The organism is Agrobacterium sp. O3.4, from assembly GCF_041414895.1.
In the GTDB taxonomy this organism is placed as follows: domain Bacteria; phylum Pseudomonadota; class Alphaproteobacteria; order Rhizobiales; family Rhizobiaceae; genus Agrobacterium; species Agrobacterium cucumeris.
Window position 1 is genome coordinate 526757 of sequence record NZ_JALPZP010000002.1, and the last position, 14627, is coordinate 541383.

The window sequence follows — 14627 nt, forward strand, 5'->3', positions numbered from 1 at the left end:
GTTCATGATTGCCGCAATGTCATACATGTCTGCGTTATTTGTCAACATGTATGATAATCTGTATTACATGTTTGAGGCGGAAATCAAGTTTTTGTCGGGTAGCCCGTAACGGGCGTCGTAGGCCAGACCGGCTTTGTGGCTGTTAGGAGCTGCGAAGGGACGGGGGAAGTGGAGAGCAGGACGCGGCAAGATCGTCGTGAATAACCCATAATTTTAGTAGACTACTAAATTGCGCAACGATCTTTCAACAATGACCGGGACTATAAAAGACCATGCCGTGCAAGCCGCGCCCTTCATCGGGCATTCTGCTGGAGTATGCGCGGCACGGAAGAACGGCCGCAGCAGCATCGCCTGAGCCCGTCTTCCGTCAACAACCATTCCCGGACGTTCACTATGCCTCTTTCCCGTATTTCTCATTTCGCCTTTCTGGTTCCCGGCAATTATCACGATGATGACCCTGCAAAGGGGCTGGAAGAAACCCTGCAGCTTTTCGAAGCCGGGGAGGCGCTGGGTTATCACAGCGCCTGGGTGCGTCAGCGCCATCTGGAACGGGGCGTTTCATCGGCAGCCACTTTTCTTGCCGCTGCATCGCAGCGCACGAAGCGGATCGGGCTAGGCACTGCCGTCATTCAGCTGGGTTATGAAAATCCCTTCAGGCTGGCCGAGGACCTCGCCACGGTTGATGTCCTGTCACACGGGCGGCTGAATGTCGGCGTTTCGGTGGGCGCGCCGCCCTTTGCGCATCTCATTTCGGACTATGTCGATATTGCTGCCGATGCGGATTACAGCCACGGTCGCGCGGAAAAGCTGGCGAAGGCTTTGAGATCGGAACCTTTGTCCAGTGACACGGAGGCCGGCAATGCCGCTGGTGCTCAGGTGCCGCGTCTTCGGCCCTTCGCCAGGGGTTTGACCGACCGGCTGTGGTATGGCGGCGGATCGCAGAACTCCGCCCGGTGGGCCGGCAGGGCCGGGTTCAATCTTCTGACCGGTAATATCGTCAGCGGTGAAAATACCGATGATTTTCTGACCGCACAGGCAGCTCTTGTCGCCCGCTTCCGGCAGGAATGGGCGCATGAGCGCCAGCCGCGTGTCGCGCTGGGACGGGTGATCCTGCCAACCGATAGCGCAAGCCCCGCGACACGCCGCCGTTATGCGGAATTCGCCGCTGAGCGTGACAAGCGCACGCATACGCCGCATGGCGCGCGCCGCACGCTTTTCCTGCCCGACATCGTTGGCACGACTGAGGAGATTCTGGAGACGCTGTCGCGTGATCCCGTGCTGCCGCATGTCTCGGAATTCCGTCTGGAGTTGCCCTATGAGTTTCAGCCGGAAGATTATCGCCAGATCGTCACGGATTTCGCCTCCGTCGTGCCGCAGCTTTCCGGCGGCCGGCCGGTTTTGAAAGTGGCGGCAGGTCAATAATACGTCCCTGGCACCCGCCATTGTCGTACACGGCAAAAATGGCGGGCGATGGAGGTGTGGCGCTTTAACCGCGCCACATCCTTGGTTCAATCGGGATAAGGCAGACCATAGCGGTCGCGGATCGTCGCACCGTCATATTCACGCGGATAAACGCCGCGGTCCTGCAGCACCGGCACGACCTTTTCGACGAATTCGGCAATATCATCGGGCGCGCGCGGTGGCTGCAGGGTGTAGCCATCCACGGTGCCATCCTGCCAGAGGTCGATGATGCCATCCGCCACCTCTTCCGGCGTGCCGAGCAGCAGCCGGTGGTGTCCCTCGGAGCGGCGCACGGCCTCACGCGCGGTGAGCTTTTCATGGGTCAGCAGCTCGGACAGGCCAAGCCCCATGCCAACAGCCCATTGCCGGTTCTGGTCGGGAATGAAGCGCTCGCCGTCGAGTTTTATATCCGGGTTGAAATCGCGCGGATCAATGCCGTTTTCCTTGGCGAAACGCGCCAGAAGCCCGTCTTCCGAGCCGGTCCCGCTGAAGAGTTCATGCTTGCGCAGCGCTTCCTCACGGGTCTCGCCGAGAATGACGACAAGGCCGGGAACGATGCGGATGCCGGCGGGATCGCGGCCGAAAGAGACAGCACGGTCACGCACCTTTTTGCCGAAGGCCTGACCCGCCGGGCGTGACAGGATGTTGCAATAGATGATCTCGCCATGGCGAGCCGCCAGATCGATGCCACCTTCGGAAGCGCCGGCCTGCGCGATGACGGGATGTCCCTGCGGCCCGCGTGGAACGTTGAGCGGCCCTTTTACGTGGAAATATTGCCCCTCGTGATCGATGGTTTCCGCCGTTGCGGCATCCCAGAAGCGATCTTCCGGCACGTCTCCCTCACGGCGCGGATCCCAGCTCGACCAGAGCTTTTTCGCGACATCGAGAAATTCGGTGGCCTTGGCATAACGTTCGCTGCGTGGTGGCAGCGGATCGTTGCCGAAATTGGCCGCGACATTGGGATTGAAGGAGGAGACGATGTTGACGATCAGCCGGCCGCCGGTGACCACGTCGATAGACTGCGTCCGTCTCGCAAAATTATAGGGTGAATTATAGGTGGAGGATATCGTCGCCACAAAACCGATATCCGGCACCTGCGCGGCAAGTGAGGTGGAGAGGATGAGCGGATCGATGGTGTGAAATGGACGGCTGGCCGGGTCGGTCAGCAATGCCGGGTGGTCGGAGAGGAAAACAGCGTCGAACTGGCCTTTATGGGCCAGTTCCGTCAGCCGCCGGTAATAGCCGATATCATTGATATCGTGCCGGTCTCCGCTTCTGTATTTCCAGGCATTGGGAAGATATCCCGTTGTGTTGATGCCGACATTGAGATTGAGCCGGCGTTTGGTGTTGCTCATGCTTTTATTTTTCCGTCTGTATGGGATTTCCAGCCTGTGGCGGGTGCAATTGTCCGAAAGCGTAACAGCCGCGATTTCGGTCGCGAGTTAAAAATCCTTGCTGCTGGGAGAAGAAAAACTTTCGAGCCATGGCTTTCCCGGCTCCCACGTGGATGCCCCGGATATGAATGGCTGCGTTGGGAGTTGTGTTCGAAAATAACGCCATTTTCGAAAGGATATTTCCTTCACCGTGCGAGGTCCTAGTGTTATGGAAACGAATTTCTTCAATCGCCTCCTAAATAGTACACTTTATCTATAGAAAATATCCCGCAACGTGTAGTGTGCTGTCCAGATCGCAATTTCGAGGACGACCGCCATGGCTGATGCCGCCCTTCGCCAAGCAACCCAACCCGTGACCCTCTGGTACACCCGCTGCCCGGCACCAACGCCGCTCTCGATCGCGGTGCAGCTTGGCTGGATAGAGGAGCGTTTTGCCGGTCACGGCATCTCCGTTTCCTCCATTCGAGATGCGGCCGATCCAGCTATCAGGCAGAGCCATTTTGATCATCGGCTGGACTGGTCCTTCCGCCAGGGCGGCAACATTCCGCCAATCTGGGCGAAGGCGGGTGGCCGGCAGACGCGGCTGGTGGGGCTGACGAGAACCGATGAGTTTCAGGCGGTCATCGCGTTGCCCGCAAGCGGAATAAACAAGGGCCGCGATTTGAAGGGGCGGCGCGTCGGCCTGCCGAAACGTCCGAATGAAACCATCGATTTCCAGCGCGCCACGTCGCTGAAGGGCATCGTGTCGGCACTCACCGTTTCCGATCTCACCGTTGCGGATGTCGAACTTGTCGATCTGACAGCAAGAGAGCCAGTGCTGCTTGGTCCCACGGATGAGCGTTTCCATGGCCTGCGCCGGCGGCTTCCTTATGGTGAGGAAATTGCAGCACTGCACCGCGGCCAGATCGATGCATTTTTCGTCAAGGGCGCCGAAGGTGTCACCGTCGCCAATCTCATCGGTGCTCAGGTCGTCGTATCAACCGGGTTTCATCCCGATCCGAAAATCCGCATCAATAATGGCACGCCGCGTCCCTTGACGGTGGACGCCACCTTTGCCGATGAGCGGCCCGATCTGGTGGCGGAACTGGTGGCCACCGTTCAGCGGGTTGCCCAGTGGGCAAATGACAATCCGGCGGAGGCCGTGCGTTTCATCGCCCGCGAGATCGGCGTCAGCGAAGAGGCGGTCCTGGCTGCCAATGGCGCGGATGTGCACCAAAATCTGCGGCTCGATCTCGATCCGGCGGAATTGGATGCGCTGAGCCATTTCAAGGATTTCCTGCTGGAATGGAAATTTATCCCTGACGATTTCGATGTGCGGGACTGGGCCGATCCACGTGCTCTTTCTTCACTGCAAGAGACCGCACAACACAAAGCTGGAAAGTGAGGACGTCATGGCAGCCACCATTCTTGTAACGGGTGCAACCGGCAAGCTCGGCCAGCGTGTCGTCAGCCGTCTTTTGCAAAAACAGGAGAGCGTTCGCGTGCTGACCCGCAGGCGCGAGGATGCGCTGAAGCTCTGGGGTGACAGGGTCGAGATTGCGGAGGGGAATTTTTCTGATCCGGCCAGCCTGAAGGAGGCGGCGCGCGGCATAAATGCCGTCTTTGTGCTTTCCCCCATCGGAGAAGCGCTGGCAGTTGACCAGAATGCGGTCATCGATGCGGCTCTCTCGGCCGGTGCGTCGCGGATCGTAAAAATATCCGGCTCCGACTGGACCATAAAAAATGCCGCCCGTTCCATCTCGGGTGCGGCCCATGCCGAGGTGGAGGCGCATCTTGCCAGAACCGGCATAGCGCATACGGTACTGCGGCCGAATGCATGGATGCAGGTGGTGCTGGAACCCGTTGTCGCCGCGCTGCGCAAGGGTGAGGATGTGCCCGCCCGGTTCGGCAATGCGGCCGTCTCCTTCATCGATGCCGACGATATCGCCGATGTGGCGGTTCACGCGCTGACTGCCGATGAACCGCTTGCCGGCCCCCTGGTGCTGACCGGCGGCGAAGCCCTGACGGGGCTGGAGATCGCCCGCATTGCGGCCCGTATCCTGCATCGGCCGGTTGGTGTTTCGCATGATGCCGTGCTGGCCTTTCCACCGGATATCGGCGTGTTCGAACAGAAAGCGATCGGCGAATTCGGTCAGCTCATCCGCGAAGGTCTGGCGGCATCCGTCACCGATACCATCGACCGGATCACCGGTCGTCAACCCCGGGGCGTGGAGAGCTACCTGCGCACTCGGTTGGCCGCAGCCGCACCGCAGGGTGATCATTCCGAGGGAGAAAAGACATGGCGCTGAGTGTTCCTTTGCCCGATGGTTCGGAGCTGAAAGGTCTCGAACTGAAAAGTCCCGCCGATTTCGAAGACAGCCCGCTGAGCCGAGCGGTGAAGCAGCCGTTGATGCTCGGCCTGTTCCTCAACCTGCAGGACATCAATTTCTCCAGCCTGCCGACCAGCAACAGCTGGACTTTCGATTATAACGTCGAACTGGTGAAGCGGGCGGAGGAACTTGGTTTCGAAATCGCCTTCAGCCGCACCCAATGGCTGCCCAAGGGCGGATATGACGGCGAATCCTCACTCGACAGCTTCATCGCGCTCGGCGCCATGGCGGCGGTGACGAAGAGCATTCTGCTGATCTCGACCATCCATGTGCTTTACGGGCCTCTACATCCGCTGCATCTCGCCAAATATGGAGCGACGCTGGATCATATCGCCAAGGGGCGCTGGGGCATCAACATCGTCACCGGCCACCGCGCCATCGAGCACGAAATGTTCGGCTGGCAGCGGATCGACCATGACAGGCGTTATGATATGGCGGGTGAATTGTTCGATGTGCTTCACCGCCTGTGGGGCGAGACAGAAAACTTCTCCTATGAAGGCAAACTAAACCCGTGGGCGATCAACAATGGCTGGATCACGCCGAAGCCGGCCTTTGGCCGCCCGCCGCTGGTGACGGCGACGGGTTCGCCTGCTGGTATCGATTTCGCCGCCCGCCATTCCGATCTGGTTTTCGTCACTTCGCCAGGCGGCGCGCATATAGACAGCGCTCTGGAAACGCTGCCCGATCATGTCGCCACGATCAAGAACCGTGCCAAAGCCTATGGCCGGCAGGTGAAGACGCTCATCAATCCGATCATCGTCAGCCGCGATACGGAAAAGGAGGCGATCGCCTATGCCGATGCCATCGAGGCTGGAAAACCGCAGGCCGGCACCCGTGCCTTTGCCACCAATAATTACGACAGCGACGCCCATGCCTGGCGCGGCCGCGGCGATGCGCGCCACAAGCAGGGGCGCAATCTCGGCGGCAATATCGAAATCATCGGTTCGCCGGAACAGGTGGTCGAGCAGCTTGTCGGTTTAAAAAAGGCCGGCATCGATGGGGTTCAGCTGAATTTCTACGATTTCCGTGAAGACCTTGATTACTTCGCCGAGCGCATTCTGCCCTTGATGAAGGAGGCTGGCCTGAGGCTCTGACGCCTTTCCAGCCCTGATTTTCCAGTTCCGAAGCTAACCCCCTTCGCAATCGCCCGATTGCGAAAACGATATTGTTTGCCCTGAGGAGATGCCGTGAATATCGCCGTCGATCCCGTCAAAACATCAGCACCGAAAATTCTGGACCGGATCGGGACCTATGTTCCCGAACTCGTCTCCATCCGCCACGATCTGCACCAGCATCCGGAAATCGGCTTCGAGGAGGTGCGCACCTCAGGCATCGTCGCTGAAAAGCTCGCCTCCTGGGGAATCGAGGTGCATCGCGGTTATGGCAAGACCGGCCTGGTCGGCGTGTTGCACGGCCGCCATGCGGGTAACCGGTCCATCGGGCTTCGGGCCGATATGGACGCCCTGCCGATGCCGGAGGAAACCGGGCTGCCCTATGCGTCGGTTTATCCCGGCAAGTTCCACGGTTGCGGACATGATGTGCATACCACGATTTTGCTCGGCACCGCCCGTTATCTGGCGGAAACCCGTGATTTCGCCGGCACGGTGGTGTTCATTTTTCAGCCGGCCGAGGAAGGTCTTGGCGGCGCGCGCGCCATGATTGCCGACGGGCTGTTCAAGGATTTCCCTGTCGACGAGATTTATGGCCTGCATAATTCCACCCATGCCGCGCCCAATCATCTGAAAGTCTCGCCCGGCACCATTCTGGCAGGTGCGGATTTCTTCGATATCCGGCTGAAGGGCAGGGGTGCCCACGCCGCCCACCCCGATGTCTCGCGTGATCCGGTGCCGGCCACGGGCGAACTCATCCAGGCCTTGCAGACGATTGTGAGCCGCAACGTGCCGCCGACCGATCCTGCCGTGCTGTCGATCACGCGCATCGAGGCGGGGTCGGCCTATAATGTCATTCCCGAAACGGCCTCGATTGCCGGAACGGTGCGGGCTTTTTCCGACAGCGTGCGCGAAACCATCCGGGAGCGCATCCGCACGATTTCCGATCACCTTGCCGCCGCCCATGGCCTGACCGCCGAGGTGGATATTCGCGACATATTCTCGGTTCTCACTAATGACGATGCATCGGTGGAGATCGTTGCCGGCGTGGCCCGCGAGGTATTGGGAGACGAGCGCGTCTCCACTGAGCCGGGCCGCTTCATGGGCAGCGAGGATTTCGCCGATCTCCTGAAACACGCGCCCGGCGCATTTTTCACCCTTGGCCATTCCGGCACCGTGCCTGCCCACAATCCCGGTTTCATCGTCGATGACGCCATCCTGCCGGTTGGCGCCACGCTGTTTGCCCGGCTGGTGGAAACCCGGCTGAAACCTGCCTGAAAATTTGAAAACGAGTCTCTACGAGGAAACATCCATGAATATTACAAGACGTAAGACATTGCTTCTGAGTGCCGCGCTTGCCGGGGCCATGCTGTTGCCGTCCTTGCCCGCACTGGCGGCGGAAACGCCGAAAAAGGGCGGAATCGTTACTCTTGCGGGTCTCGGCGAGCCGACGACGCTGGTGCCGCTTTCCGATTCCAATACGCGCACCCGCGCCATTTCCACGAAAATTCTTGAAGGGCTGGTGCGGTTCGACAGCGAGTTCAAGCCGCATCCGGTTCTCGCCGAAAGCTGGGAAACCTCCGCCGACGGGCTGCGTCACACGTTCAAGCTGCGCAAGGGCGTCAAATGGCATGATGGCAGGGATTTCACTGCGCAGGATGTGAAATTCTCGCTGCTGGCCTTCAAGAAGGTCGGTCCGCGCGGGCGTATCACCTTTGCCAATATTGCCGATATCGAAACGCCCGATCCGCTGACGGCGGTGGTGGTGCTTTCCAAACCCGCACCCTACCTTCTGCGGGCGCTGACGGGCGGCGAAACACCCATACTGCCGGCCCACGCCTATGCTTCGGAAAACTACAATGAAAGCCCGAACGGCAATGCGCCCATCGGCACCGGCCCCTTCGTGTTCGAGGAATGGAAACGCGGCAGCTATGTGAAGCTGAAGAAGAACCCGCATTACTGGCAGGCCGATCTGCCTTATCTCGATGGTTTCGTGGCACGCTTCGTTGCGGATGCGGCCTCCACCACCATCTCCGTGGAAACGGGGGAGGCGGATTACACCGCTGACGTTTCCTACAGTGATCTGGAGCGTCTGCGGCAAAATCCGAAGCTTGCGGTGGAGGTCTATACAGACTCCTATCTCAACAATGCCGCCATCTTCGAGTTCAATCTGGAAAACCCGATCCTTGCCAAAAAGGAAGTCCGCCACGCGCTGGCCCATGCCATCGACCGCGATTTCATCAATGACGCGATCTTCTTCGGAACGGCCAAACCTGCTGGTTCAAACATCCCGGCCGTCTTCACCGCCTATAATGATGAAAAGCCTTTCACCTATCCTTTCGATCTCGCCAAAGCGAACGAATTGCTGGACAAGGCTGGTTACCCGAGAGGTGCTGATGGCACCCGTTTTTCGCTGCGGCTCGCCTTCCTGCCATCCGACGTCTTCCGCAAGACAGCCGACTATCTGCGCTCTTCCTTCGGCAAACTCGGCGTGAAGGTAGACATCGTCGAAGGCGATCTCGCAACCTTCATCAAGCGCGTTTACACCGAGCGCGGTTTTGACCTGACGGTGAACGGCATCAGCCGGCTGTTCGATCCAACGGCGGGCGTGCAGCGTCTCTACTGGTCCGATGGCATCAAGAACCCCGCGCCTTACGTCAATGCCGCCCACTACAATAACCCCAAGGTGGATGATCTTTTCCGTGCGGCCGCCATCGAGGTGGATGAAACGAAGCGGGCGGCGCAATTCCGCGACATCCAGAAAATCACCGGCGACGACCTGCCGAATTTCTCCATCGTCGCTTTGCCGACCGTCATTCTGCGCAACACCAGTCTGAAGTCGCTCGTCACGACCATCGACATTGCCTATGGGGATTTGTCGACTGCCTGGAAAAGTGAGTAAGCGTTTTGAAATGTGAGTTCATCCCCACTCCGTCACCCCGGACTTGATCCGGGGTCCAGCGTGATCAAGTCCTTGATCGCGAGAGACTCTTCTCACGGCGCAGACGCGCCGTGGCTGGATGCCGGATCAAGCCCGGCATGACGGTAGATGTAACCCGCAATACCAGATGGCAGGAGTAGGCTTTAACCGGGAATAACTGGGAAAATCCGGGAACCTGCGGTTAAAGGCCTTATTTTCTCGGCACTCACGACATCATAAAGAAGGTCTTGAAGGGCCTTCCAAGAAAATCCGGCCGCAAGAACAAATGGCAGGCAACGCGGCCGGAACGAAATCAGAGCTTCAGGCCGCTAGCTCTCACAGTGAACGACTATACCACATCACGCGTCCAGCAATAGACAGCGCAGGAACCTCTGCGGAGGTGACCTCTTCTGGCGGATATACAGCATTGTCACTTATCAGCTGCAGGGAACCGTTCATTCTCGGATGAACGCGCTTAACCAGCAGCATATTCCCGTAAACCACACAATAGATGCCGTTATCGCGCACTTCGGTCACGGACGTATCGATCAAAAGAACATCGCCGTCGCGGATCGTCGGCTCCATGCTGTCGCCACGCGCCGTGATGATGCGGGCAAATGATGGCGCAACGCCGATCGACCTAAGCCATTCCGACTGAAACGCTATTATTTCAACGGCTTGCTCTTGAAATGCGATCAAACCAAGTCCGGCAGACGCACGAACGTCAAGGCGCGGAACCAGTGTTATATCGTGCTGTTTTCCGTCAACTGAGACAATGTTCGGCTCGCCTGCGACGATCAACGTTCCAGCAACGTTGTCGTTGTCTGGTCGCATACGCCCGCGCCCCGTCGCCAGCCAATCCAGCGATACATTCCCAGCCTCGCAAATCGAGATGAGCTTTTCCAGCCCCGGCATTGTGCCAGCCAGATATTGGCGAAAGGTGGAATCAGGGATTTTCGCCCTTTTCGAAAAAGCGTGAATTGATTCGCCATCCAACACGATTTCAAGACGCTGCGAGAATGTTTCTCCCGTCATAACGCAAACCGTGACCAAGCGGCACAGTCGGAAATTTGCGACTTCTTCCCGATTTTCCCAAACATTTTCAATGCCCTATGGCAGATTTTCGGAATTACGTGAATTTCGAAACTATGACCCGCGTAATGACGAGAGTTTCGTTGACATTTTCACGCAATTACGCGAATATCCCGTTGCAACAAAGTTTGAACGCCAACCCCCAACCAAACCGACCTTTTGCCGAAGGTCAGAAAAACAGGGAGCAATCATGACGACCACAAAGAAGTGGGATCGGGCAGCCATCAAAGCGGAACTCTTACGGCAGAATAAAACTCTGACCGGAATAGCTCGCGATGCTGGCCTTTATTCCAGCGCGTGCCGTGCGGCGGTTCTCGGGGCAAGCCGTCCCGGCGCTGAGGCTTTAGCCAAGGCGCTGGGCGTGCCTTTCCGCGAGATGTTTCCCGACAGCTACACGCTTGGTCGTCACGACCGAGGCGACACTAGCAGCAACACGAGCGGCAACACCAGAGCAAAAAAGTCGTCGAAGTCTGACGGCGCGCAGAACGCCGCCTGATGTTTTCGTCAGGCCGCGCAACCTTTCCTGACAATCCAGAGTGCCACATGCAGATTGAACTTCTGTCTCCCCAACTGATCGACGTCTCCTCAGACGCGAAAAAAGTCTCCCCTGACGCCATTCAGGCGTTGGCCGAAAGCTTCCAGCAGATCGGGCAGCGCGTTCCGGTCGAGGTTATCGCCGGTACCGAGGGGCGATATCGCCTCGTCTTTGGTGCCAAGCGCCTTGCCGCAGCCATATCGCTCGGCATCGACATATCCGCCATCGTTCGCCAATCGGACGAATTCGCGAACGACGCTCAAATTCGCCTGACCGAGATTTCCGAAACTCTCTATCGCCACGAACTGACGGCGCTGGAACACAGCGTCGACGTTGCCGATTGGTGCGCGATCTGGCGGGCAGCAAACCCGGTCCGGCGCGGCCCCAAGCCTAAGCAGGAATTAAGTGCAGACTCTGCACTAAACTCCGATGTCGAGACAATCGAGACAGCCGCCGCGTTCTCCGGCACTTTCAGCGAGGCGGCACAGCGCTTCCTCAAGATCAGCCGCCGCAATGTTTTCAACGCCCTCAAGATCGCCGGTATTCCGGCCGACCTGCGGGAGCGTATCGCGCTGGATGACGGCTTGGCCGACAACCAGCAGACCCTTATGGATATCGCTGGCCTGCCCTACGAGCGCGCCGCTCGTATCGTAGAGCTGCTGATTTCCGGCGAGGCGACGAACTATGCCGACGCCATCGCGATCATCGACCAAGTTCCCCGCGCCAATCCACTGGCGGCATGGGAAAAGCTTAATGACCGCTTCACGCGGATGAAGCCCACCGAACAGGACGCATTCTTCTCCCTGAACGAAGCTTCCATCATGCGTTGGGTTGCCGAGCGTAGGGCCGCTCGCCGATGAGCAAACGCCGCGACCCTCTCACAAAGGACCTTTTCGAGTGGACGCCGCCGCAGGTGGCAATCCGCTACGAAGAAGGCGTGACCGGTCGCGGCCCGCTCGACAATCGTATTTCCCGCCTCATCGCCCGCGCCCTGCGCGATGCCCGCGATGACGGCTGGCAGCGGTCAGAGATCGCCAGCGCCATGAGCAAATATCTCGGACGCACGATCTCAAGCGCGATGCTCGACAAATGGGCCTCGGAAGGCAGCGGCGAACACCGCATTCCGCTCGATGCCTTCATCGCGCTTGTCCACGCCACCAAAGCCAAGGAGCTGCTCGGTTTCGTGCCGGGCGAGTTCGGTCTCACCGTCATCGAGGACGAATACGCCGAGATGATCGAGGACCAGCTCCTTGAGGATCACATCAAGGAAATGGAGGCGCTGAGAGCAGCTCGCGCCGTAAGGAAGAGAGCACGCCGATGAATATAGCCAGCAGCATCGCGCCATTCCTGCAGTTCGTCTGCCGTGTCGCGAAAAGCCAGATCGTAAAAGACGTTTCCGCCTTGTGGGCAGTCACCTGTTTCATCCTCGGGATGATCTATTTCTCGCAGGTCGCCACGGCGCTTGTCCTCATCGTGAGGGCGACACGTTGAACACGGTTCCCTTTCCCTCCGAAACCCGACGCCTGAAGGAATGGCTGACCGCCCGTGAGATTGCGGAGGAAGCCTTGCCCGGCCTGCCAACCACGAAGAGCGCCGTGATACGGTTCGCGAAGCGTGAGGGCTGGAACGACGTCCCCTCATTGACCCGTGACCACGCTGGCTTTGGCGGTGGTCTGGAATATCACTATCGCCTGTTCCCGACCCTCGCTCAGGTCACCTATGTGCAGCGCTATATGGTTGTCGGCAGCGAGCCGGTGCAGCCGCAGGCCGAGCCAGAAACGTCAGTCTCTGCGGCTTTGACCGATCGCGCCCGGCGCGAACGTGATGCCCGCTTGGCTGTTGTCGCCGCCTTCGAGACCTTCTCAAAAGGCCTTAAGATATCGGTGCAGGCCAGCATGTTCATCTTCTGCGACCGGTGGAACATGAACATGATCCAAGCAGACGCTTGGGTGAAGGACATCCTGCCGCAGATTTCGCAGCGGTCGGTTTTCCGGTGGCGCTCAGCCAAACAGGCCGGAGCAAAGGACAAGCTCGCCGTCGATCGGTCGGAAGCGCGCAAGGGCAAGGGCTTGCTCGACACCGCGAACGCGGGAGAGGTTCGTGCCTTCGTGCTGGCATGGATCGCCAAGAACCCGGCGCTGTCGGCCGATGTCATCAGGGGCTACTGCAAGGATTTTTTTGGCGCGGAGCTGGTTGACCGCAACGGCGAACTGAAGCCGCTCCCGCCGGAGCGCACCTTCCAGCATTTCATCGCGCAGTTGAAGTCCTCGGAAAAGGTTGTCCTGACCAAGATCACCGATCCTGACAAGTTCCGGTCGCACATGAAGCTTTCCGGTACCGGCACGTTCCGTCACATTACCGAGCCGAACGCGCTCTGGATGATCGACGCCTCTCCGGTCGATGCACTCTGCATAGACGGTCGCCACTCATTATATGCCTGCATCGACATCGCCACGCGTAGGCTGGTCATCACCCTTTCGAAAACACCACGTGCCTCCGCCGTTGGCCTGATGATGCGTAAAGCCATCCTGAAATGGGGCGTCGCAAAGGTCATTAAGACGGATAATGGCTCGGATTTCGTGGCCATCGCCATCAAGCGCCTGTTTACCGATCTCGATATCGAACCCGATCCGTCCGACGCTTACAGCCCCGAGCAGAAGGGTCATGTCGAGCGCGTCATCAGGACGTTCCAGCATGAGGTTTGCCCGCAGCTCCCCGGTTACATCGGCCATTCGGTTGCCGATCGGAAAGCGATCGAAGGTCGCAAGTCGTTTGCCGAACGCCTCGGCGCTGACGAAAAGGAACTGTTCGAAGTCGCTCTGACCGCCGAGCAGCTCCAGCATCATATCGATGACTGGCTCGAATATGTCTATCACGAGCGCGAACACGGCGGTCTGAAAGACCGCGCACCCAACGAGGTCGCAGCCGCTTCTCTGGCGAAGATCAATCGTGTTGACGAGCGTGCACTGGACGCGCTGCTGATGCCGGTGGCTGGCAAGAACGGCCATCGCGTCATGCAGAAGCGTGGCATTCAGAATGATGGTTTCTTCTATCTCGCCGGTTCCATCATGGTCGGCACCGATGTGTTCTGCCGCCTCGATCCGCTCGATATGGGCCGGATGTACGTCTTTGACGGCGAAACCGGGCGGTATCTCGATGTCGCCATCTGCCCGGAACTCTCCGAGGTCAATCCACAGGCTTACGTCAAGGCACAGAAACAGATTGCCGCCGAGCTGATCCGCGAGAAGGAACGCGAGATCAAGGCCGATATTCGTGAGCTGAAGAAAGGGCCTTCCGGCATCGAGCGCACTATCCGTCTTGCCAAGAAAGAGAAGGCAGAGCGCGAAGCCGGAACCGCCAACGTCATCCAGTTGCCCAAGCGCGAACAGCAGCACAGCACGCCCGCCATTGCCGCCGCACTGGAAGCCATGACCGCGCCGAAGGTGCCGCAGTCAGCCACGCTCAACGAAAAAGCGGCGGAAATCCACGCGGCCATCGTCCGCGAGGCCGAGCAGAAGGGCAATTCCACCGTCATTCATCTGGACCCGGATGCGGCGCTTTCCGACAGCGCCCGCATGTTCAAATGGGCGCAGGCTGTCGAGGCGCAGATCGCCTCCGGTGTCGTCATTGATGACGCCACGGCTGGCAAGCTCGCTCGCTACAAGGCCAGCGCCGATTACCAGACGCGCCGGGACATTTTCGAAGATTTCGGGATCGACGCCGCACTCCGCGGCTAGGTCAAGAAAA

At 59.0% G+C, this 14627-nt stretch carries 13 protein-coding genes; 11 read left to right on the top strand and 2 right to left on the bottom strand.

Going from position 1 to position 14627, the window contains the following annotated elements; genetic code table 11:
• Positions 1–393 precede the first annotated feature (393 nt).
• On the top strand, positions 394–1422 hold the full coding sequence (locus tag M0412_RS15145; protein ID WP_269699189.1) for an LLM class flavin-dependent oxidoreductase: 1029 nt from the start codon (positions 394–396) through the stop codon (positions 1420–1422).
• A gap of 86 nt (positions 1423–1508) precedes the next feature.
• Here M0412_RS15145 and M0412_RS15150 read toward each other — a convergent pair whose 3' ends face one another.
• Positions 1509–2816, bottom strand: a complete 1308-nt coding sequence (locus M0412_RS15150) for an NtaA/DmoA family FMN-dependent monooxygenase (RefSeq protein WP_269699190.1) — start codon at positions 2814–2816, stop codon at positions 1509–1511.
• A gap of 355 nt (positions 2817–3171) precedes the next feature.
• On the opposite strand from M0412_RS15150, the gene M0412_RS15155 reads away from it, so the two are divergent.
• From M0412_RS15155 to M0412_RS15175, 5 genes are all read left to right on the top strand, one after another.
• Positions 3172–4239 (top strand): ABC transporter substrate-binding protein, encoded by a 1068-nt coding sequence (locus tag M0412_RS15155; protein WP_269699191.1) that lies wholly within the window; start codon positions 3172–3174, stop codon positions 4237–4239.
• A 7-nt stretch (positions 4240–4246) separates the two neighbouring features.
• Positions 4247–5143 (top strand): NmrA family NAD(P)-binding protein, encoded by an 897-nt coding sequence (locus M0412_RS15160; RefSeq protein WP_269699192.1) that lies wholly within the window; start codon positions 4247–4249, stop codon positions 5141–5143.
• On the top strand, positions 5134–6318 hold the full coding sequence (locus M0412_RS15165) for an LLM class flavin-dependent oxidoreductase (RefSeq protein WP_269699193.1): 1185 nt from the start codon (positions 5134–5136) through the stop codon (positions 6316–6318). The genes M0412_RS15160 and M0412_RS15165 overlap by 10 nt, the downstream gene beginning before the upstream one ends.
• 93 nt (positions 6319–6411) lie before the next feature.
• Positions 6412–7611 (top strand): M20 aminoacylase family protein, encoded by a 1200-nt coding sequence (locus tag M0412_RS15170; RefSeq protein WP_269699194.1) that lies wholly within the window; start codon positions 6412–6414, stop codon positions 7609–7611.
• A 34-nt stretch (positions 7612–7645) separates the two neighbouring features.
• On the top strand, positions 7646–9235 hold the full coding sequence (locus tag M0412_RS15175) for an ABC transporter substrate-binding protein (protein ID WP_269699195.1): 1590 nt from the start codon (positions 7646–7648) through the stop codon (positions 9233–9235).
• Between the two features lie 354 nt (positions 9236–9589).
• On the opposite strand, the gene M0412_RS15180 is transcribed toward M0412_RS15175, so the two are convergent.
• Positions 9590–10288: a helix-turn-helix transcriptional regulator gene (locus M0412_RS15180; RefSeq protein ID WP_269699196.1), complete on the bottom strand. Its 699-nt coding sequence runs from the start codon at positions 10286–10288 to the stop codon at positions 9590–9592.
• Positions 10289–10535: 247 nt separating this feature from the next.
• Here M0412_RS15180 and M0412_RS15185 point away from each other — a divergent pair, with 247 nt between their 5' ends.
• Genes M0412_RS15185 through M0412_RS15205 form a run of 5 tightly spaced genes read left to right on the top strand, consistent with a single transcriptional unit; the run spans position 10536 to position 14617 of the window.
• A complete protein-coding gene (locus tag M0412_RS15185; protein WP_052817301.1) occupies positions 10536–10841 on the top strand; it encodes a helix-turn-helix domain-containing protein in 306 nt (101 codons plus the stop codon).
• A gap of 47 nt (positions 10842–10888) precedes the next feature.
• Positions 10889–11740: a ParB N-terminal domain-containing protein gene (locus M0412_RS15190; RefSeq protein WP_269699197.1), complete on the top strand. Its 852-nt coding sequence runs from the start codon at positions 10889–10891 to the stop codon at positions 11738–11740.
• Positions 11737–12201, top strand: a complete 465-nt coding sequence (locus M0412_RS15195) for a hypothetical protein (protein ID WP_052817297.1) — start codon at positions 11737–11739, stop codon at positions 12199–12201. Before M0412_RS15190 ends, M0412_RS15195 begins: the two co-directional genes overlap by 4 nt.
• Complete coding sequence (locus M0412_RS15200; RefSeq protein ID WP_156316010.1) at positions 12198–12371, top strand: hypothetical protein; 174 nt, start codon at positions 12198–12200, stop codon at positions 12369–12371. The genes M0412_RS15195 and M0412_RS15200 overlap by 4 nt, the downstream gene beginning before the upstream one ends.
• Complete coding sequence (locus tag M0412_RS15205) at positions 12368–14617, top strand: DDE-type integrase/transposase/recombinase (protein ID WP_269699198.1); 2250 nt, start codon at positions 12368–12370, stop codon at positions 14615–14617. Before M0412_RS15200 ends, M0412_RS15205 begins: the two co-directional genes overlap by 4 nt.
• Positions 14618–14627: the final 10 nt, after the last annotated feature.

Bases quoted from the DNA above. Each gene is read 5' to 3' on its own strand.
- M0412_RS15145 (WP_269699189.1), top strand. From the start codon at position 394: ATGCCTCTTTCCCGTATTTCTCATTTCGCCTTTCTGGTTCCCGGCAAT.
- M0412_RS15150 (WP_269699190.1), bottom strand. From the start codon at position 2,816: ATGAGCAACACCAAACGCCGGCTCAATCTCAATGTCGGCATCAACACA.
- M0412_RS15155 (WP_269699191.1), top strand. From the start codon at position 3,172: ATGGCTGATGCCGCCCTTCGCCAAGCAACCCAACCCGTGACCCTCTGG.
- M0412_RS15160 (WP_269699192.1), top strand. From the start codon at position 4,247: ATGGCAGCCACCATTCTTGTAACGGGTGCAACCGGCAAGCTCGGCCAG.
- M0412_RS15165 (WP_269699193.1), top strand. From the start codon at position 5,134: ATGGCGCTGAGTGTTCCTTTGCCCGATGGTTCGGAGCTGAAAGGTCTC.
- M0412_RS15175 (WP_269699195.1), top strand. From the start codon at position 7,646: ATGAATATTACAAGACGTAAGACATTGCTTCTGAGTGCCGCGCTTGCC.
- M0412_RS15180 (WP_269699196.1), bottom strand. From the start codon at position 10,288: ATGACGGGAGAAACATTCTCGCAGCGTCTTGAAATCGTGTTGGATGGC.
- M0412_RS15185 (WP_052817301.1), top strand. From the start codon at position 10,536: ATGACGACCACAAAGAAGTGGGATCGGGCAGCCATCAAAGCGGAACTC.
- M0412_RS15190 (WP_269699197.1), top strand. From the start codon at position 10,889: ATGCAGATTGAACTTCTGTCTCCCCAACTGATCGACGTCTCCTCAGAC.
- M0412_RS15195 (WP_052817297.1), top strand. From the start codon at position 11,737: ATGAGCAAACGCCGCGACCCTCTCACAAAGGACCTTTTCGAGTGGACG.
- M0412_RS15200 (WP_156316010.1), top strand. From the start codon at position 12,198: ATGAATATAGCCAGCAGCATCGCGCCATTCCTGCAGTTCGTCTGCCGT.